This window comes from Alcaligenes sp. Marseille-Q7550, from assembly GCF_965112015.1.
In genome coordinates this window covers 1375087-1392513 of the sequence record NZ_CBCOPU010000002.1, presented here as the reverse complement: position 1 = coordinate 1392513, position 17427 = coordinate 1375087, and the positions used below count along the sequence as shown (strand labels likewise).

15 protein-coding genes are annotated in these 17427 nt (G+C 65.8%); 7 read left to right on the top strand and 8 right to left on the bottom strand.

The genetic code is table 11. The annotated features are described in order from the left end of the window. Positions 1 to 138 precede the first annotated feature (138 nt). From lysA to ACWPWO_RS16040, 3 genes are all read right to left on the bottom strand, one after another. Positions 139 to 1407, bottom strand: a complete 1269-nt coding sequence (gene lysA, locus ACWPWO_RS16050; RefSeq protein WP_454007413.1) for a diaminopimelate decarboxylase — start codon at positions 1405 to 1407, stop codon at positions 139 to 141. Between the two features lie 43 nt (positions 1408 to 1450). Beyond that, entirely contained in the window at positions 1451 to 1585 is a 135-nt protein-coding gene (gene lptM / locus ACWPWO_RS16045) for an LPS translocon maturation chaperone LptM (protein WP_454007412.1), read from the bottom strand. Positions 1586 to 1683: 98 nt separating this feature from the next. Beyond that, positions 1684 to 4125, bottom strand: coding sequence for a penicillin-binding protein 1A (locus ACWPWO_RS16040; protein WP_454007411.1), 2442 nt, complete (start codon positions 4123 to 4125; stop codon positions 1684 to 1686). 231 nt (positions 4126 to 4356) lie between these two features. Between ACWPWO_RS16040 and ACWPWO_RS16035 the strand changes: the two genes are divergently transcribed. Genes ACWPWO_RS16035 through ACWPWO_RS16025 form a run of 3 tightly spaced genes read left to right on the top strand, consistent with a single transcriptional unit; the run spans position 4357 to position 7067 of the window. Beyond that, positions 4357 to 4848, top strand: a complete 492-nt coding sequence (locus tag ACWPWO_RS16035) for a shikimate kinase (protein ID WP_454007515.1) — start codon at positions 4357 to 4359, stop codon at positions 4846 to 4848. Next, positions 4849 to 5937 (top strand): 3-dehydroquinate synthase, encoded by a 1089-nt coding sequence (gene aroB / locus ACWPWO_RS16030; RefSeq protein ID WP_454007410.1) that lies wholly within the window; start codon positions 4849 to 4851, stop codon positions 5935 to 5937. A 5-nt stretch (positions 5938 to 5942) separates the two neighbouring features. Continuing rightward, positions 5943 to 7067 carry a deoxyguanosinetriphosphate triphosphohydrolase gene (locus tag ACWPWO_RS16025; protein WP_394062731.1) on the top strand — a complete coding sequence of 375 codons (1125 nt, stop codon included), beginning with the start codon at positions 5943 to 5945 and terminating at the stop codon, positions 7065 to 7067. A gap of 52 nt (positions 7068 to 7119) precedes the next feature. On the opposite strand, the gene uvrA is transcribed toward ACWPWO_RS16025, so the two are convergent. Continuing rightward, complete coding sequence (uvrA, locus tag ACWPWO_RS16020; protein ID WP_454007409.1) at positions 7120 to 9990, bottom strand: excinuclease ABC subunit UvrA; 2871 nt, start codon at positions 9988 to 9990, stop codon at positions 7120 to 7122. 113 nt (positions 9991 to 10103) lie between these two features. Between uvrA and ACWPWO_RS16015 the strand changes: the two genes are divergently transcribed. From ACWPWO_RS16015 to ACWPWO_RS16005, 3 genes are all read left to right on the top strand, one after another. Beyond that, complete coding sequence (locus ACWPWO_RS16015; RefSeq protein ID WP_454007408.1) at positions 10104 to 11315, top strand: MFS transporter; 1212 nt, start codon at positions 10104 to 10106, stop codon at positions 11313 to 11315. Positions 11316 to 11568: 253 nt separating this feature from the next. Then, complete coding sequence (gene ssb, locus ACWPWO_RS16010) at positions 11569 to 12072, top strand: single-stranded DNA-binding protein (protein WP_394062725.1); 504 nt, start codon at positions 11569 to 11571, stop codon at positions 12070 to 12072. A gap of 230 nt (positions 12073 to 12302) precedes the next feature. After that, positions 12303 to 12518 carry a DUF4287 domain-containing protein gene (locus ACWPWO_RS16005; protein WP_454007407.1) on the top strand — a complete coding sequence of 72 codons (216 nt, stop codon included), beginning with the start codon at positions 12303 to 12305 and terminating at the stop codon, positions 12516 to 12518. 30 nt (positions 12519 to 12548) lie between these two features. Here ACWPWO_RS16005 and ACWPWO_RS16000 read toward each other — a convergent pair whose 3' ends face one another. Together ACWPWO_RS16000 and ACWPWO_RS15995 are read right to left on the bottom strand one after the other, a co-directional pair. Continuing rightward, the gene (locus ACWPWO_RS16000) at positions 12549 to 13781 is read right to left on the bottom strand and encodes an MFS transporter (RefSeq protein ID WP_454007406.1); all 1233 of its coding nucleotides are present in this window, start codon (positions 13779 to 13781) and stop codon (positions 12549 to 12551) included. Next, positions 13765 to 14307, bottom strand: coding sequence for a Chromate resistance protein ChrB (locus ACWPWO_RS15995; RefSeq protein ID WP_454007405.1), 543 nt, complete (start codon positions 14305 to 14307; stop codon positions 13765 to 13767). Before ACWPWO_RS15995 ends, ACWPWO_RS16000 begins: the two co-directional genes overlap by 17 nt. A gap of 544 nt (positions 14308 to 14851) precedes the next feature. On the opposite strand from ACWPWO_RS15995, the gene ACWPWO_RS15990 reads away from it, so the two are divergent. Continuing rightward, complete coding sequence (locus ACWPWO_RS15990; protein WP_394062717.1) at positions 14852 to 15400, top strand: ferritin-like domain-containing protein; 549 nt, start codon at positions 14852 to 14854, stop codon at positions 15398 to 15400. A gap of 478 nt (positions 15401 to 15878) precedes the next feature. Here ACWPWO_RS15990 and ACWPWO_RS15985 read toward each other — a convergent pair whose 3' ends face one another. Then, complete coding sequence (locus ACWPWO_RS15985; protein ID WP_394062715.1) at positions 15879 to 16589, bottom strand: GntR family transcriptional regulator; 711 nt, start codon at positions 16587 to 16589, stop codon at positions 15879 to 15881. Positions 16590 to 16685: 96 nt separating this feature from the next. Continuing rightward, complete coding sequence (locus ACWPWO_RS15980) at positions 16686 to 17426, bottom strand: sulfite exporter TauE/SafE family protein (RefSeq protein ID WP_454007404.1); 741 nt, start codon at positions 17424 to 17426, stop codon at positions 16686 to 16688. Position 17427: the final 1 nt, after the last annotated feature.

Here is a 17427-nt window from a genome sequence, read left to right as displayed (position 1 = left end):
GCTTGTCCGTTCGGGACGCGCTAGGCCTGGGCCGACATGCACGGTGGTGACATCTCGGCCCGCAAGATCATCCGTTTAACGGTTTGCGCGCTGAGTTCTTTAAGGCTGAACGGTCGGAACCTCCAGCCCTGCCGTCATTCAAGGCAGCAAACGTTCGGAGGCAAACAGACTTTCCAGGCTTTCACGCGGGCGGATGACGTGGACCTGCTCGCCATCGACCAGAACTTCCGCCGCCCGCGGGCGGGTATTGTACTGGCTGGCCATGGTGAATGCGTAGGCGCCGGCCGACATGATGGCCAGCAGGTCCCCTTGGCGCAGTTCCAACTGCCGGTCGCGCGCCAGCCAGTCGCCGCTTTCGCAGATGGGGCCCACCAGGTCGTAGCGGGGCGTGTCCGCGGTCACGGCGCGCGGCTGGACGGTTTCCACGCTGTGCCAGGCTTCGTACAGGGTGGGGCGGATCAGGTCGTTCATGGCGGCGTCGATGATGGCGAAGTTCTTGGTTTCGCCATGCTTGAGGTATTCCACGCGCGTCAGCAGCACGCCGGCGTTGCCCACCATGGAGCGGCCGGGCTCCAGCACGATTTCCAGTTCGCCCAGGCCATGGGCGTCCAGCGCCGCGTAGACCTTGCTGAGCAGGTCGGTGGGCGTGACCAGGGTTTCGTCGGTGTAGCGGATGCCCAGGCCGCCGCCCAGGTCCAGGTGGTGCAGTTCCACGCCCTGGTCCTTCAGCGCCAGGATCAGCTTGATCAGCTTGTCCAGGGCGTCCAGGTAAGGGCTGACCTCGGTGATCTGCGAGCCGATATGGCAGTCCACGCCCACGATGCGCAGGCTGGGCAGCTCCTGGGCGCGCGCGTAGATGCGGGGCGCCTGCTCGATGGGCACGCCGAACTTGTTGTCCTTCAGGCCGGTGGAGATATAGGGATGGGTGCGGGCGTCCACGTCCGGATTGACGCGCAGCGAGACGGGCGCCTTCAGGTTCAGGCGGGCGGCCACCTCGGCGACGCGCTCCAGCTCGGCTTCGGATTCGATGTTGAAGCATTTGACGCCGGCGGCCAGGGCGGCCTCGATTTCCCAGACCTGCTTGCCCACGCCGGAGAACACGACTTTGCCGGGATCTCCGCCGGCGGCGATGACGCGCGCCAGCTCACCGCCCGAGACGATGTCAAAGCCTGTGCCCAGGCGTGCGAACTCCTGCAGCACGGCCAGGTTGGAGTTGGCTTTCATGCCATAGCACACCAGCAGCTTGCGGCCTTCGCCGGCGACGCGGTAGGACTCCCAGGCGTCGCGCAGGGCCTGGCGGGAGTACACATACAGCGGCGTGCCGAACTCCTCGGCCAGGCGGGTCAGGGGAACCTGCTCGGCGTGCAGCGTATCGTTCTGGAATTGGAAGTGAGGTGCAACGGTCATGATGTCGTCAAATAACAGGGGTTGAGCGATCAACGCGGAGAAACTAACGAGGCGCCGTGTCGGCGGCCGGCGGCTCTTCGGCGGGCGGGTGGTAAAGCGGGCCTTTGTAGCCGCAGGCACTGAGCACGACGCTCAGCGCCAGCAAGGCCAGAAGGCGGGATGGGCGGGCCATTTTCATGATGTTTTCCAGCAAGGGCGGGCAAAGGAGACCATTATGCCATCGGCCCGGCCAAAGCAAAAAAACGCCGGCGATCGCCGGCGTGTGGGTGAAGGGGATCAGAACGGCACGAACTGGTTGTTGTTGCCGCCGCCGCTCGCGTTCTGCTCGGGAGCGATCTGGCGCAGCAGGTCGCCGATGCCATCGCTGCCGTCCTGTTGCAGGCTGCTGTCGCTGGGAGCGGGCAGCCCGACGCGGGCGATGGCCTGACCGGGCGGGAATTCGTTGAAATAGAAGTCCCCGTTGGTCTTGGTGAGGCCGCTGGGCATGGGGCCGGGCGGCACGATGGGCTTGTCCTTCAGGGCCGTGCGCATGTAGTTGATCCAGATGGGCATGGCTGCGCCGCCGCCGGTCTCGCCCGAACCCAGGCTGCGCGGCTGGTCGAACCCCATCCAGGCGATGCCGACCAGATCGGGCGTGAAGCCGGCGAACCAGGCGTCCTGCGAGTCGTTGGTGGTGCCGGTCTTGCCGCCGATGTCGGTGCGCTTGAGTTCGCGCGAGGCGCGCGCGCCGGTGCCGTAGGTAGCCACGCCGCGCAGCAGGTCGTTCATGACGTAGGCCGTGCGCGGATCGATCGCCCGGGCCGCGGCGTCGCCCGCCACCACGGGCTTGGCGCGCATGATGACCTTGCCGGTGCTGTCGGTGACGTGGTCGATCAGGTAGGGCACGGTGCGGTAGCCGCCGTTGGCGAACACCGAGTAGGCGCCGGCCATCTGTAGCGGGGTGACGCTGCCCGCGCCCAGGGCCAGCGGCAGCACGGCCGGCTGGCGCGCCTTGTCGAAGCCGAAGCGGGTGATGTATTCCTGCACGTACTTGGGACCGACCGCCTGCATGATACGGATGGACACCATATTCTTGGACTTGTACAAACCCTGGCGCATGGTCAGCATGGGTTCGTAGGTGCGACCGTAGTTCTTGGGCGTCCAGGGCTTGGAGCCGGTCTGTGCGGCGGTCAGCACGAAGGGTTCGTCCGAGATCTGGGTGGAGGGCGTCAGGCCCCGTTCCAGCGAAGAAGCGTAGATGAAGGGCTTGAAAGCCGAGCCGGGCTGGCGCCAGGCCTGGGTCACGCGGTTGAACTTGCCGTCTGAGAAGTGGAAGCCGCCGACCATGGCCTGGATGGCGCCGTCCTGCGGACGCACCGACACGAAGGCCGCCTGCACGGCGGGCATGTTGATCACTTCCCAGTAGTCGTTGTTCTGGAACAGGTAGACCACCGAGCCGCGTTGGATGCGCACGTCCGCCTTGGCGTTCTGGACCAGGCCGCGCGCCACGATCTTCAGGGCGCGCTTGTCGGTGACGTCGATGATTTCCTGGGCCGTGCGGGCCACGCGGATGCGGTCCGGACCGGCTTCCAGCACCACGCCGGTGAGCAGATCGCCCGTGTCGGGATACTTGTCCTGTATTTCGTCCAGGATGGCGTCCAGGCGGGTGTGGTCGTTTTCAATGCCGGCCGGCAGGTCCACCTGGCCTTGCGGGCCGGTGTAGGGCGCGCGCCGGGTGTAGTCCAGGATGCCGTTGCGCACGGCGCGGTAGGCTGCTTCCTGGTCGGTGGAGTTGATCGTGGTGTAGATGTTGAAGCCGCGCGAATAAACGTTGTCCTGGTAGACGCCGTAAAGCAGTTGGCGCGCCAGTTCGGCGGCGTATTCGCCATGGATGGCGTAGCCGCCGGCGGGCGTGCCCACGGCCGACTTCACCTCGATCTCCTGGGCCATCGCATCCTGGTATTCCTGTTCGGTGATGTAGCCCAGGGAACGCATGCGGCCCAGCACGTAGGCCTGGAGGGTCTTGGCGCGTTCGAAGTTGGCGATGGGGTTGAAGCGCGAGGGCGCCTTGGGAATGCCGGCCAGCATGGCGGCCTCGGCCGTGGTGACCTCGGCCAGCGGCTTGCCCAGGTAGGTGCGCGAGGCGGCCGCAAAGCCAAAGGCGCGGTGGCCCAGGTAGATCTGGTTCATGTACAGGTCCAGGATCTGGTCCTTGGTCAGGGTGGCCTCGATCTTGAAGGTCAGCAGCAGTTCGTAGAACTTGCGGGTGTAGGTCTTTTCCGAGGACAGGTAGAAATTGCGCGCCACCTGCATGGTGATGGTGCTGGCGCCCTGCGTCTTGGACATGTGGGTCAGGTTGGCCAGGGCCGCGCGGCCCACGCCCATCCAGTCGATGCCGCCATGCTGGTAGAAGCGGTCGTCCTCGGCGGCCAGGATGGCCGATTTCATGACGTCGGGGATTTCGTCAAAGCGCAGCACGTTGCGGCGTTCTTCGCCGAACTCGCCGATCAGGACCTTGTCCGCCGTGTAGATGCGCAGCGGCACCCGTGGACGATAATCGATCATGGCGCTCAGATCGGGCAGATTGGGCCAGGCCAGCGCCAGAGCGAGCGAACCGAGCAGGGCTGCGCACAGGCCGAGTCCGCCGACGAAGACCGCCGTCTTGATGATGAAGCGGGCCAGCCAGGAACCGGAGGAGTGCTCGGGCTTGGAATTGGGGGAGTGGGCAGAAGAACTCATTGGGGCTGATTTTAAAGTCCAAACGGGGCTGGACTTGGCCTTGCGCCTGGCATCAATGTAACAAAATAATTCTGGACAGCGGACTGTGCTTCGTGTGGGCTAATGGGATAATACACAAATGAACCACTCTTTACCCGCAGACTGATGCCTGTAGATCATCCTAGCCCTTTATCAGACACCGCGCTGCTCGAATTACAACAGGCCGGCTCGCGGCCCGTCATCCTGGTCGGCATGATGGGCGCGGGCAAGACCACCATAGGCCGCCAGCTGGCGCGGGAGCTGAAGCGCGAATTCCTGGACCTGGATCACGCACTGGAAGCGCGCAGCGGCGTGCGGGTCGCCACCATCTTTGAGTTCGAAGGCGAAGAAGGGTTCCGCAAACGCGAATCGGCCGTGCTGGACATCTGCTCGCGCCTGCCCGGCATCGTGCTGGCCACGGGGGGCGGGGCGATTCTGTCCGAGGCCAATCGCCAGATCATCAAGGATCGCGGTATCGTAGTGTATCTGCGCGCCAGCGTGGACGAACTCTTTCGCCGCGTGGCGCGCGACCGCAACCGGCCGCTGTTGCAGACGGCCGATCCGCGCGCCCGCATCCAGGAGCTCCTGCAGCGGCGCGAACCCCTGTATGAAGAAGTGGCCGACGTGCACTTCGAGACCGGTTCCGCGCCCGTCCACCATGCCGTGCGCCAACTGTTGACCCTCCTGAAAGAACGAGGTTGCTGAATGACCGTAGTGCATGTAGCCGTGGAAGGCGGCGACTATCCCATCCATATCGCTGCAGGCCGCCTGCAACGGCTGGCCGACAGCGTGCCGGCCAACGCCACGGCGGTGGCAATTGTTACAAATCCGACCGTCGCGGCCCTCTACCTGGAGCCGGCCCGGCGCGCCCTGGAGGCCGCCGGCAAGCCCGTGCACGTGGTGGAGCTGCCCGACGGCGAGGCCTACAAGAACTGGGAATCCCTGAACCTGATCTTCGATGCGCTGCTGGGCCGCCACCTGGACCGCAAGGCGCTCATCGTCGCCCTGGGCGGCGGAGTCATCGGCGACATGGCCGGTTTTGCGGCCGCCTGCTTCATGCGCGGGGTGCGCTTCCTGCAGGTGCCCACCACGCTGCTGGCGCAGGTGGACTCCTCGGTGGGCGGCAAGACCGCCATCAACCACCCCCTGGGCAAGAACATGGTGGGCGCCTTCTATCAGCCCATCGCCGTGGAGGTGGACACCCGGGTGCTCAAGACCCTGCCCGCCCGCGAGATCTCCGCCGGGCTGGCCGAGGTCATCAAGTACGGCATGATCTACGACCGCGATTTCTTCGACTGGTGCGAGGCCCGCATCGACGGCATGCGCACCCTGCAGGAAGACGACATCGTCCACGCCATCCGGCGCTCCTGCGAGGTCAAGGCCGAGGTCGTCTCGCAGGACGAGCGCGAATCGGGCCTGCGCGCCATCCTTAACTTCGGCCACACGTTCGGTCATGCCATCGAATCGGGCATGGGCTACGGACAGTGGCTGCACGGCGAGGCCGTGGGCTGCGGCATGATCATGGCGGCCGAGCTGTCCGCGCTGGCCTGCGGCCTGCCCGCCCAGGACGTGGCCCGCATCCGCGCCCTGGTCCGGGCCAGCGGCTGCCCCACCGATCCGCCGCACTGGCCGGCCGAGCGCTGGCTGGAGTTGATGCAGGTGGACAAGAAGAACGAAGGCGGCCAGCTGCGCTTCGTGTTGCTGGACCGCCTGGGCCATGCGGTGGTCCAGGCGGTGGATCCCGATGTGGTGCGCCAGGCGCTGGCGCGCTTCGATCCGGCGGTGCAGGAGTAAACGCCATGCTGACGCTTGCCGCTTATGCCTGTCATCCTGAACAGTCCCGCGGCCGGCGTCACCCGGAAGCCCCGCCGCAGGGCCGCAATGCCTTCCAGCGGGACCGGGACCGCATCATCCACTGCAACGCCTTCCGTCTGCTGGAATACAAGACCCAGGTCTTCATCAACCACGAAGGGGACCTGTTCCGCACGCGCCTGACCCATAGCCTGGAAGTGGCCCAGTTGGCGCGCGCCATCGCCCGCAACCTGGGCCTGCACGAAGACCTCATCGAGGCCATCTCCCTGGCGCACGACCTGGGCCACACGCCTTTCGGCCACGCCGGCCAGGACGAACTGAACGCCTGCATGCAGGAGCTGGCGCCCGAGGCGGGCGGCTTCGAGCACAATCTGCAGAGCCTGCGGGTGGTGGACGAACTGGAAGAGCGCTATGCCGCCTTCAACGGCCTGAACCTGTGCTTCGAGACGCGCGAAGGCATACTCAAGCATTGTTCGGTCAAGCACGCCCGCGAGCTGGGCGACGTGGGCCGGCGCTTCCTGGAGCGCAGCCAGCCCTCGCTGGAGGCCCAGATGGCCAATCTGGCCGACGAGATCGCCTACAACAACCACGATATCGATGACGGCCTGCGCTCGGGCCTGATCAGCCTGGAGCAATTGCTGGAGCTGCGCCTGTTCCGCGACCATTACGATCAGGTGCAGGCGCGCTACCCGGGCCTGGACGGCCAGCGCCTGGTGGCTGAAATCATACGAGGCATGATCAACACCCTGGTGGTGGACCTGACCGAGACCACGAAGGCCAGGCTGGACGAGCACAAGCCCGACAGCGCGGACGCCGTTCGTGCCCTGCCGCGCCTGGCGGGGTTTTCGCCCGAGCTGCGTGCGCAGGCCGACGAGCTCAAGCGCTTCCTGCACGCGAACCTGTATCGCCATTACCGAGTGGTGCGCATGATGGGCAAGGCCCGGCGCATCGTGCGCGAGCTGTTCCAGGCCTTTCTGGTTGATCCGCGCCTGCTGGCCGCCGAGCACCGGCGCGAGGATCCCGTGGCGCAGGCGCGCGCCATCGCCGACTATATCGCGGGAATGACGGACCGCCACGCGATCCGCGAGCACGACGCCCTGTTCAAGATGTAACAGGGCGTCTTCAAGCTGGCTTTTTCGCTTTGGCGCCGGGCCTGCGGCCGGGCTAGTCGTGGCGCTGCAGAAGTGGTTTCAGGTAGCGGCCGGTGTGGCTTTGCGCACAGGCCGACACGGACTCGGGCGTGCCTTGCGCCACGATCCGGCCGCCGCCGCTGCCGCCTTCGGGGCCCATGTCCACCACCCAGTCGGCCGTCTTGATCACGTCCAGGTTGTGCTCGATGACCACCACCGTGTTGCCCGACTCCACCAGCTTGTCCAGCACGCCCAGCAGCACCGCGATGTCGTGGAAGTGCAGGCCGGTGGTGGGTTCGTCCAATATGTACAGGGTACGGCCCGTGCTGCGCTTGGACAGCTCCAGCGACAGCTTGACGCGCTGGGCCTCGCCGCCGGACAGGGTGGTGGCGCTCTGGCCCAGGCGGATGTAGGACAGGCCCACGTCCATCAGGGTGGACAGCTTGCGCGCCACGATGGGCACGGCGTCGAAATACTCCATGGCCTGGGCCACGGTCATGTCCAGCACTTCGCTGATGTTGCGTCCGCGATAGCGTATGTCCAGGGTTTCGCGGTTGTAGCGCCGCCCCTGGCAGACGTCGCAGGGCACGTACACGTCCGGCAGGAAGTGCATCTCCACCTTGACCACGCCGTCGCCCTGGCAGGCCTCGCAGCGCCCGCCCTTGACGTTGAAGGAGAAGCGTCCCGGGTCGTAGCCGCGCAGGCGCGCCTCGGGTACGCCGGCGAACAGTTCGCGGATGGCCGTGAACATGCCGGTGTAGGTGGCCGGGTTGCTGCGCGGCGTGCGGCCGATCGGCGTCTGGTCCACATTGATGATCTTGTCGAAATGCTCCAGCCCGTCCAGGCGGTCGTAGGGAGCGGGCTCGGCATGGGCGCGGTGCAGGATGCGCGAGACGGCCGTGGCCAGGGTGTCGTTGATCAGGGTGGACTTGCCCGAGCCCGACACGCCGGTGATGCAGACCAGGCGCCCCGACGGGATGGCCAGGTCCACGGATTTCAGGTTGTTGCCCGCAGCCCCGTACAGGCGCAGCCAGTCCAGCGAGTCGTCCACCGGACGGCGTTGCGGCACGGCGATCCGGCGCGCGCCCGACAGGTACTGGCCGGTCAGCGAGTCCGGATTGGCCGCCAGTTCGCGCGGCGAGCCCTGCGCGGTGATCTGGCCGCCGTGCTCGCCTGCGCCCGGGCCCATGTCGATGACATAATCGGCGGTGCGTATCATGTCCTCGTCGTGCTCGACCACGATGACGCTGTTGCCCAGGTCGCGCAGGTGCTGCAGGGTCTGGATGAGCTTGTCGTTGTCGCGCTGGTGCAGGCCGATGGAAGGCTCGTCCAGCACATACATGACGCCGGTCAGGCCCGAGCCTATCTGGCTGGCCAGGCGGATGCGCTGGGCTTCGCCGCCGGAAATGGTGTCGGCGCTGCGGTCCAGCGACAGGTAGTTCAGCCCCACGTTGGTCAGGAATTCCGGGCGCGCGCGGATCGCGCGCACGATGCGGGCGGCGATGTCCTTCTTGGCGCCGGACAGTTCCAGCCGCTCGAACCAGTGCAGGCAATCGGACAGGGCCAGGGCCTCGACCTCGTAGATGGCCAGGCCCTTGGGCTGGCCGCCGGCCGCCGCTGTGCCGGGGGCGGGGTCGTCGCCGATGCGCACATTGCGCGCTTCCAGGCGCAGCCGCGCGCCGTGGCAGGACGGGCAGACCTGGGTGCGGCGCAGCTTGCTCAATTCCTCGCGCACGGCGGCCGAGTCGGTTTCTGCCCAGCGGCGCTGCAGATTGGGGATCACGCCCTCGAAGGCGTGCGTCTTGACCGTGGTGCGGCCCTTCTCGTTCAGGTACAGGAAGGAGATCTGTTCCTCGCCCGAGCCGTACAGCACTTTGCGCCGCACGTCCTCGGGCAAGGATTCGAAGGGCGCATCCATGTCGAAGTGGTAATGCGCGGCCAGGCTGGTCAGCAGGGTGTAGGTGAAGGCGTTGCGCCGGTCCCAGCCGGAGATGGCGCCGCCGGCCAGGCTCAGCTCGGGAAAGGCGACCACGCGGTCGGGGTCGAACACGTCCACCTGGCCCAGGCCGCTGCAGTCGGGGCAGGCGCCGGCCGGATTGTTGAAGCTGAGCAGGCGCGGTTCCAGTTCGGGCAGGGCGTAGCTGCAGACCGGACAGGCGTAGCGGCTGGAATACGGCTGTTCGTGGCCGCTGTCCAGGTTGACGACCAGGCAGCGGCCGTCGGTCAGCGACAGGGCCGTCTCCAGGCTCTCGGCCAGGCGTTGCTGGCTGTCGGGACGCACGCGCAGGCGGTCCACCACCAGGTCCAGGTCATGAGGCTGCGCCGCGTCCAGGGCGGGAACGTCCTCCATGCCGTAGGTCTGGCCGTCGATGCGCACGCGCACGAAGCCCTGGGCCTGCAGGCCCGCCAGTTCCGCGCGCAGGTCGCCCTTCAGGCCCCGGTGCAGGGGGGCGAGCACGGCGATGCGGCACTCCGGCTCCCATTGCAGGACCTGGTCCACCATCTGGCTTACGCTCTGCGCCTGCAGCGGCAGGCCGTGCTCGGGGCAATAGGGCGTGCCGACGCGGGCGTACAATAGACGCAGGTAGTCATGGATCTCCGTGGTGGTGCCCACGGTGGAGCGGGGATTGTGGCCCGCCGCCTTCTGCTCGATGGCGATGGCCGGCGAGAGACCTTCGATCAGGTCCACGTCCGGCTTGTCCATGAGCTGCAGGAACTGCCGCGCATAGGCCGACAGGCTTTCGACGTAGCGCCGCTGGCCTTCGGCATAAAGCGTGTCGAAGGCCAGCGACGATTTTCCGGAACCCGACAGCCCCGTCAGGACCACCAACTGACGACGCGGCAGGTCCACGGAGACATTCTTCAGGTTGTGCGTGCGGGCACCGCGGATGCGTATGGCTTCCATCAGCTTTATTTAAGGTCAGTCAAAAGGCAACTTGCTACTATAGCGCGTTGCGTCGGGTTTTATATGATCGGGCTGCGGGCCTTTCCGGCAGCCTTGTTGTGGCAGAGTATTGAATGAGTACACACCAAACCATGAATGCGGCGGGGGCGCGTCCGGCACGTCTCAGCCTGACTCAGGGCGAGCGCAAGGCAAGCATGCTGCTCGCCCTGTTGTTTGCCTGCCGGATGCTGGGCCTGTTCCTGCTCACGCCGGTGTTCGCCGTGGCCGCGCAGGCGTTGCCCGGCGGCAACGATGCGGCGCGCGTGGGCCTGGCGCTGGGCGCCTACGGCCTGACCCAGGCCGTGCTGCAGATCCCGCTGGGCATGGCCTCGGACCGTTATGGGCGGCGTCCGGTCATCGTCGCGGGCATGGTGCTGTTCGTCATCGGCGGGGTCATCTGCGCCCTGGCCAAGAGCGTGGACTGGGTTACGGCGGGCCGTTGCATCCAGGGTCTGGGCGCGGTGTCGGCCGCCATCTCGGCCTGGGTGGCCGATTCGACCCGGCCGGAGGTGCGTACCCGCGCCATGGCCATGGTGGGCGGCTCCATCGGCATTTCCTTTGCCGTGTCGCTGGTGCTCTCGCCCGTGCTGGTGGGCCAGTTCGGCCTGTCGGGCCTGTTCTGGGCCATCAGCCTGCTGGGCTTCGTGTGCCTGCTGATCGCCGCCTTCGTCGTGCCCGCCGCGCCCAAGGCGCCGGTTTCCGCGGTCAAGGTCACGGCCGGACAGGTGCTGCGCCATGCCGACCTGTTGCGCCTGAACTTCGGCGTGTTCTGCCTGCACTTCATATTGATGTCGCTGTTCATCGTGGTGCCGGGCGTGCTCGCCGCCCTGGGCGGCTATGGCACCCAGGATCTGTGGAAGGTCTACCTGCCCGTCATCCTGGCCTCCTTCGTGCTGATGGTGCCGGCCGTGTTCTATACGGAAACCCGCAAGCGCCACAAGCAGGCGCTGGAGCTGGCCGTGCTGGCGCTGATCGTGGTGCTGGCCCTGATGCCCTGGGCGAGCGCATCGCTCGCCCCCATGGTGGCCGCGCTGGTGCTGTTCTTCATCGGTTTCAACATTCTGGAGGCCTTGCAGCCTTCGCTGGTGTCGCGCGTCGCTCCGCCTGAATACAAGGGGCTGGCGCTGGGCTTCTACAACACGTCGCAGTCGCTGGGGGTTTTCGGCGGGGGCCTGGCGGGCGGCCTGCTGGCGTCCCACGGGCAAGTGCAATGGGTCTTGTGGACCGGCGCGGGCCTGGCCTTGCTGTGGCTGCTGACGGCGCGCGGTTTCAAGGACAAGTACTGAGATCGTGGGCGGGCAAGGGGCTGCGGGCGGACCGTTTTGTCCTGTCCTTGGCTCAGCCAGGTGTGTTCATCAAGCACCGAATCCACGATAATAAGGCTTGCTTTGCGCCCTCGCGCCGGCCTTGTCATGGACGACGAGGCCCGGCCAAGCCGGATGGATGCGATGCGTATCGCGTTCCAGCATCATGGCGCAGAAGCCCCGGCCGCAGGGAGGGGCTTCTTCATATCGAAATTTTGACTACAGGATTTTTTTCATGGCATCGGTAAATAAAGTCATTCTGGTCGGCAACCTCGGCCGTGATCCGGAAGTGCGCTACAGCGCAGAAGGTTCGGCCATCTGCAATATTTCCATTGCCACGACTTCCCAATGGAAGGATCGCACCTCGGGCGAGCGCCGCGAGGAAACCGAGTGGCACCGCGTCGTGTTCTACAACCGCCTGGCCGAGATCGCCGGCGAATACCTGCGCAAGGGCCGCTCCGTCTACGTGGAAGGCCGCCTGCGCACCCGCAAGTGGACCGGCCAGGACGGCCAGGAGCGCTACACCACCGAAATCATCGCCGAACAGATGCAGATGCTGGGTGGCCGCGACGGCGGCGAGATGGGCGGCGGCAGCATGGGTGGCGGCGACTACGGCAGCAGCGCCCCGGCTCCCCAGCGCGCTCCGCGCCAGGCTCCCCAACAGCAACAACAGGCTCCGCGCAACAATCCGCCCATGTCGGATAATCTGGCGGACATGGATGACGACATTCCATTCTGACCACGCTTTTCGTGCTGTCCAGGCCCCCGCTCCGCGGGGGTTTTGCATTTTGGGCGGCCTGTTTGTCGATCCGGTTCACCACAAGGCGGTGCAATGGCAATATGCTATGCCTTTGACACGCCGGGCCACGCTATGGCCGAGGCCGACTGCAAGGCGGTTGCGCCCGGCCTGTTCCATGTCGACCGCATCGTTCAGCCCCGGGACTGCGCATGCGCCAGGAGCGATCCAGAATGACGATTGAACCTACTGTGAAAGGCCCTGCTTCCTATTTTCCATCCATCGAGAAGAAATACGGCCAGCCCATCAGCCATTGGCTGGCGGTACTGGAGGGATTGCAGGAGATGAAGCATATGGAGCAGGTGGCCGTGCTCAAGTCCGAACATGGGATGGGCCACGGCCATGCCAACGCCCTGGTCGCTTATCACCGGGCGCGGAACGGGGCATAGAAGACAGGGCCTCAAGGTCCCTGTCCCTGGTCAGAACGCCGCCCGTCGGGTGCGCCGCAGCGGCAGCAGTCCTGCGGCCGTCAGGGCTGCGAAGAGGGCGCCGGCGGCGAAGGTGCCTTGGAAGCCCACCGTATCCCAAAGCGCGCCGGCGATGACGCTGGCCAGCAGCAGGGCCACCCCGGTCAGCAGATGGAACATGCCGAAGGCCGTGCCGCGCAGTTGCGCGGGGGCGCTGTCGGCGATCAGCACATTGAACAGGCCCTGGGTGAAGCCCATGTGCAGGCCCCAGAGGGCCACGCCCAGGCCCAGGCCCGTCAGTCCGGGAACGAAGGCCAGCACCAGGTCCGCCGCGACGAGCAGGGCGACGCCGATCAGCAGCAGGTCCATCTTGCGCATGCGGTCGGACAGCACGCCGGCCGGGTAGGCCGACAGGGAATAGGCCACGCCCATGACCACCAGCACGGCCGGCGCCCACATCGGCGCCAGTCCGGTCGCCTCGGCCCGCAGGATCAGGAAAGCCTCGCTGAAGCGCGCCAGCGTGAAGGCCAGGCCTATGACCACCACCCACCAGTACCCGGAACCCAGGCGGGCCAGCTCGCCGCGGCTCAAAGGCAGCTTGCGCGGCCGCGAGGCGGCGGGCAGCTTGGGCTCGCGCACGCAGAATGCCAGTATCGCCACCGCGGCGAAGGCCGGCAGCACGGCGAACCAGAAGACCAGTTGGTAGTTGTCCGCGGTCCACCACATCAGGCCTATGGCCAGCAGCGGTCCTGTGAAGGCGCCGACGGTGTCCAGGGTCTGGCGCAGGCCGTAGGCGGCGCCGCGCAGCTCGGGCGGCGTGACGTCCGCCACCAGGGCGTCGCGCGGCGCGCCGCGTATGCCCTTGCCGATGCGGTCCACGAAACGCGCGCCCACCAGCCAGTCCAGCGTGCCCGCGAGCGGGAACACGGGCTTGGTCAGCGCGGCCAGCCCATAGCCGATGACGGCCAGCAGCTTGCGCTTGCCGAAACGGTCGCTGATCGCCCCGGAGAAGACTTTCATGATGGACGCGGTGGCTTCCGCGATGCCTTCGATCAGGCCCACGGCCAGCACCGAGGTGCCTAGCACCGCCACCATGTACATGGGCAGCAGGGCATGGATCATTTCGGAAGAAATGTCCATGAACATGGAGACGAAACCCAGCGCCCAGACGCTGCGGGGCACGGCTCCGCGCCTGGGCTGCGCGGGGTCCGGGGAGACGGCCTGGGTGTCAGCGGTTTTCGTCATGGGCGTCATACACCAGTTGGGCATAGTGATCGAGCAGCGCCTTGCAGTCGCGCAGGCGCTCCTGTGCGACGGCCGCGAGCGGCGCGTCGTAGAAGTCCAGCTTGCGGATCTTCTCGTACCAGTTCTCCAGCTTTTTCAGGTCTGTTTCTTCCTCGTCCAGTTCGGCGTAGGTGAATTTCTGAATGGAGATTTCCTTGGCGATCTCGGCCTCGAAGCCCTGGCAGCGACCCAGCAGCTCCCGGTACTGGTCATCACGGTCCGCCTTGAAGCGGGCGATGACTTTTTCTTCCTGCTGATGGTCCAGCGCGATGGTCTCCAGCAGCACGCATTCGCCTTCCATATTGGCGATGTCGTTTTCCAATACCTTGAGCCGGCGCACGTGCTCGTCCGTCTTGGGCAGCAGGCAGACGCCGTTCTGCAGGTAGACGGCGCCCAGGCTCTTCAGTCGCCGCCACAAGGCCAGACGTTTGGAGCCGGGTTCCGCAGGCACCTTATAGGTGAGCAGCAGCCATTTTAGTGAATCCATGATTTTTCTTTGAAAGTAACGGCCGCTTCATATTAAAGGTTACGAAACATATTGGAAAGCAGAATCAGAAAGAGCATTCTTCCAGTAGGACCAATCGGCTCCTTCGGGACTCGGGATCATCCGTGTATCCAAGTGTTCGTCCTTGTATCTGAAATCGACCTGTTCCCGAACCGTCCGGCGGCCGAAGGCGAAAGATCGCTGTCCGGCCGCCAAGCCGCATGCCTACTGGTTTTCCCTGATTCGTAAGGGAGCGAATGGATGAGGATGTGCGTGCGTAAAAGCGGGGGCGACACGCCTGTGCTTGCGTCTGGCCGCGCTTTCCAAGCCCAGTGGCAGTCGTTACCATGGTGGCACCTATCCACGTTGTTCAGGTTCGCGCACGATCGGCTCTTTCGGGCACCCGTGCCGGCTTCAGACTCAGGCGTAGGTAAGGGCCGGCCGTCTCCGGCTGGTTCTTGGCTGTGTTTGAAGCCAGGGTGTTCGTCCCGGTTGGTGCACGATGAAGCGCCGCGCTTCGCGGCGGGAATCAATACGGAGGAATACAATGAGCAATCAGAAGGCTATCCAGAGCAATCATGGTCCCATCGACGTGGCAGCCATCCGCGCTGCGGCCAAGCAGTTCGTCGATGACGGCGCGGTGGCGTCCGGCTATCAGGGCAACCGCGAAGAAATCATCCAGATGCTCAACGATGCGCTCGCGACGGAACTGGTCTGTGTGATGCGCTACAAGCGCCACTATTTCACCGCCACCGGCCTCATGAACGAACCGATCAAGGCCGAGTTCCTGGAGCACGCCAACCAGGAGGCCGAGCACGCCGACCGTATTGCCGAGCGCATCGTGCAACTGAACGGCGAGCCGGATTTCAATCCCAGGACGCTGGTCGAGCGCAGTCACGCCGAATACGACGACAGCGGCGACATCAAGTCCATGATCCGCGCCAACCTGATCGCCGAGCGCATCGCCATCGAGTCCTATCGCCAGATGATCGAGCGCATCGGCGACAGCGATCCCACCACTCGCCAGATGCTGATCGAGATCATGGCCGTGGAGGAAGAGCATGCGGACGACATGAGCGACCTGCTGGATCTGTAAGGCGTTCCGGATGATGAATCGGCCAGCGTTGCGCTGGCCGTTTTTTTTGGTTCTTCGAGACGTTCCGGGGACTGGGTTGCCAAGTCGATGCCGAACTGGTTTTTGAAGACGCCGTTCAAGGCGCAGGAAGATCGGACGGCGCTGATGGCTTGCCGGCGCGGTGCGCCGGTGCCCTGGTCGGGGCGCCTGGCCGGGTGCGTCGTTAACTCCGGCGAGTTGCTCGCCTCCCAGGCGAGCAACCAGCGCCGCCGTCGAACAGAACGACGCTTGCACCCCGTCCCCGCACCCCGCCTGCGGCAAGCCATCCGACCCGCCCCGGCCTGCTTCGCGAGAACCCGAGGTTCTTTCCGCTTGGCCCAAACGGCTCGCCAAACACGGAGGAATCCCCGGAATTCTTTGAAGAATCATTTTTTGCCGCGGGAACGCCGGACCGCTCAAGGCGGAAAGCCCCCTTGGCCGCGCGACTTCTTTATTTTTATCAGACCGTATTGTTGCCCGACTGTGCGTCCTGATAGGCCTGGGCGGCGTTGTGCACGTGCTGGGTGGCCAGCAGGTTGGCCAGTTCGCCGTTGCCGGCGATGACGGCGTTCAGGATCTGGGCGTGGTCCTCCCAGTTCTGGCGAATGCGCTGCAGATTGCTGGGCGCGAACAAGAGGGCGGTGCGATCGCGCAGCGAGCGCATGAGTTCGGTCAGTACGACATTGCCCGACATGGTGGCCAGGGTTTCGTGGAACTGGCGGTTCAGGGACTTGAGCAGGTCCAGGTTGCCCTCGTCCACGGCCTGCCGGCCCTGCGCCAGGATGGCCTGCAGTTTCTCGATGCTGGCCGGATCGCGGCGTTGTGCGGCCAGCTTGGCGTTCAGCCCCTCCAGGGTGGCGCGCACCTCGGCCATGTTGTAGGCGATGTCCGAGGACAGCACGGCCACGGAGGCGCCGCGGCGTGGTTCGATGGTGACCAGGCCTTCGGAAGCCAGCTCGCGCAGGGCTTCGCGCACAGGGATGCGCGAGACGCCCAGTTCCGTGGCCAGCTTGCCTTCCACCAGTCTGTCGCCGGGATGGAATTCGCCGCTGAGGATGCGTTCGCGCAACTGGTCGCGGATGACGGCGAACAGGGAGGCGTGCTGATCCCCCAGGCGCGGGCTGTCGCCGCCGGCGCTGGGGTTGGGAAGGCTGAAGCTGGGGATGTTCATCGTGTGACCTGTGCAATCCGGCAAGGGGGCCAACCTAGATTATACGGGCTGCGGGCGTTTTCCTGAATATGGTATACAGTTTGGGGCCTAAACGAATCAGGCCCAGAGCGTGCGCGCGATCAGGGCGAGGGCGCTGAAGGTGCAGATCGTCAGCAGGAGGCGGCGCATCAGCGGCAGGCTGACCTTGTGCCTCAATTGCCCGGACAGGGCGAAGCCCAGGAGCATGAAGGGGTACAGCACGATGCTGAGCATGGCCTGCTGCAGGGTGAACAGGCCGGCCAGGATCAGCAGCAGCACGGACAGGCTGGCGCCCAGGAACAGGATCAGCCCCAGCGAGGCCCGCAATTGCGCGGGCGCCAGGTTCTGCATGGCGATCGCCAGCGCGGGGGCGCCCACGGAGGTCAGCGTGCCCATGATGCCCGAGGCTACGCCCGCCAGGCTCATGTTGCGGGTGCTGGGCAGGATGCGCAGGCCCCGGGCGGACAGGGCGACGGCGGCCAGGATGGCGACGGCAAAGCCCAGGTTGAGGGCCTGCAGCGGCAGTTGCGTCATGGCCGTCACGGCCACCACGGAGCCGGCGGCGCGGCCCGCCAGTGCGCAGGCGACCACGCGCGGCGCAATATGCTGGCGTTCGCGCAGGGCGGCCAGCAGGGAGACGCTGCCGCCCAGGGCCAGCAGCGGGCCGGGCACCAGTTGCGGAAAGGTCAGCGCGGCGATGGGCGCCACCAGCATCGCAAAGCCGATGCCGCCCACGCCCTGCAGAAAGGCCGCCAGCACCACCAGGCCGGCCATGAGCAGCCAGGACAGCGGATCCACCAGTTCAAGCAAGGTCGTCATG

Excerpts from the sequence above, each read along its gene's own strand:
- aroB (WP_454007410.1), top strand. The coding sequence starts at position 4,849 with ATGACCGTAGTGCATGTAGCCGTGGAAGGCGGCGACTATCCCATCCAT.
- lysA (WP_454007413.1), bottom strand. The coding sequence starts at position 1,407 with ATGACCGTTGCACCTCACTTCCAATTCCAGAACGATACGCTGCACGCC.
- ACWPWO_RS16015 (WP_454007408.1), top strand. The coding sequence starts at position 10,104 with ATGAGTACACACCAAACCATGAATGCGGCGGGGGCGCGTCCGGCACGT.
- ssb (WP_394062725.1), top strand. The coding sequence starts at position 11,569 with ATGGCATCGGTAAATAAAGTCATTCTGGTCGGCAACCTCGGCCGTGAT.
- ACWPWO_RS16000 (WP_454007406.1), bottom strand. The coding sequence starts at position 13,781 with ATGACGAAAACCGCTGACACCCAGGCCGTCTCCCCGGACCCCGCGCAG.
- ACWPWO_RS16005 (WP_454007407.1), top strand. The coding sequence starts at position 12,303 with ATGACGATTGAACCTACTGTGAAAGGCCCTGCTTCCTATTTTCCATCC.
- lptM (WP_454007412.1), bottom strand. The coding sequence starts at position 1,585 with ATGAAAATGGCCCGCCCATCCCGCCTTCTGGCCTTGCTGGCGCTGAGC.
- ACWPWO_RS15995 (WP_454007405.1), bottom strand. The coding sequence starts at position 14,307 with ATGGATTCACTAAAATGGCTGCTGCTCACCTATAAGGTGCCTGCGGAA.
- ACWPWO_RS15985 (WP_394062715.1), bottom strand. The coding sequence starts at position 16,589 with ATGAACATCCCCAGCTTCAGCCTTCCCAACCCCAGCGCCGGCGGCGAC.
- uvrA (WP_454007409.1), bottom strand. The coding sequence starts at position 9,990 with ATGGAAGCCATACGCATCCGCGGTGCCCGCACGCACAACCTGAAGAAT.
- ACWPWO_RS16025 (WP_394062731.1), top strand. The coding sequence starts at position 5,943 with ATGCTGACGCTTGCCGCTTATGCCTGTCATCCTGAACAGTCCCGCGGC.
- ACWPWO_RS15990 (WP_394062717.1), top strand. The coding sequence starts at position 14,852 with ATGAGCAATCAGAAGGCTATCCAGAGCAATCATGGTCCCATCGACGTG.
- ACWPWO_RS16040 (WP_454007411.1), bottom strand. The coding sequence starts at position 4,125 with ATGAGTTCTTCTGCCCACTCCCCCAATTCCAAGCCCGAGCACTCCTCC.
- ACWPWO_RS16035 (WP_454007515.1), top strand. The coding sequence starts at position 4,357 with ATGATGGGCGCGGGCAAGACCACCATAGGCCGCCAGCTGGCGCGGGAG.
- ACWPWO_RS15980 (WP_454007404.1), bottom strand. The coding sequence starts at position 17,426 with ATGACGACCTTGCTTGAACTGGTGGATCCGCTGTCCTGGCTGCTCATG.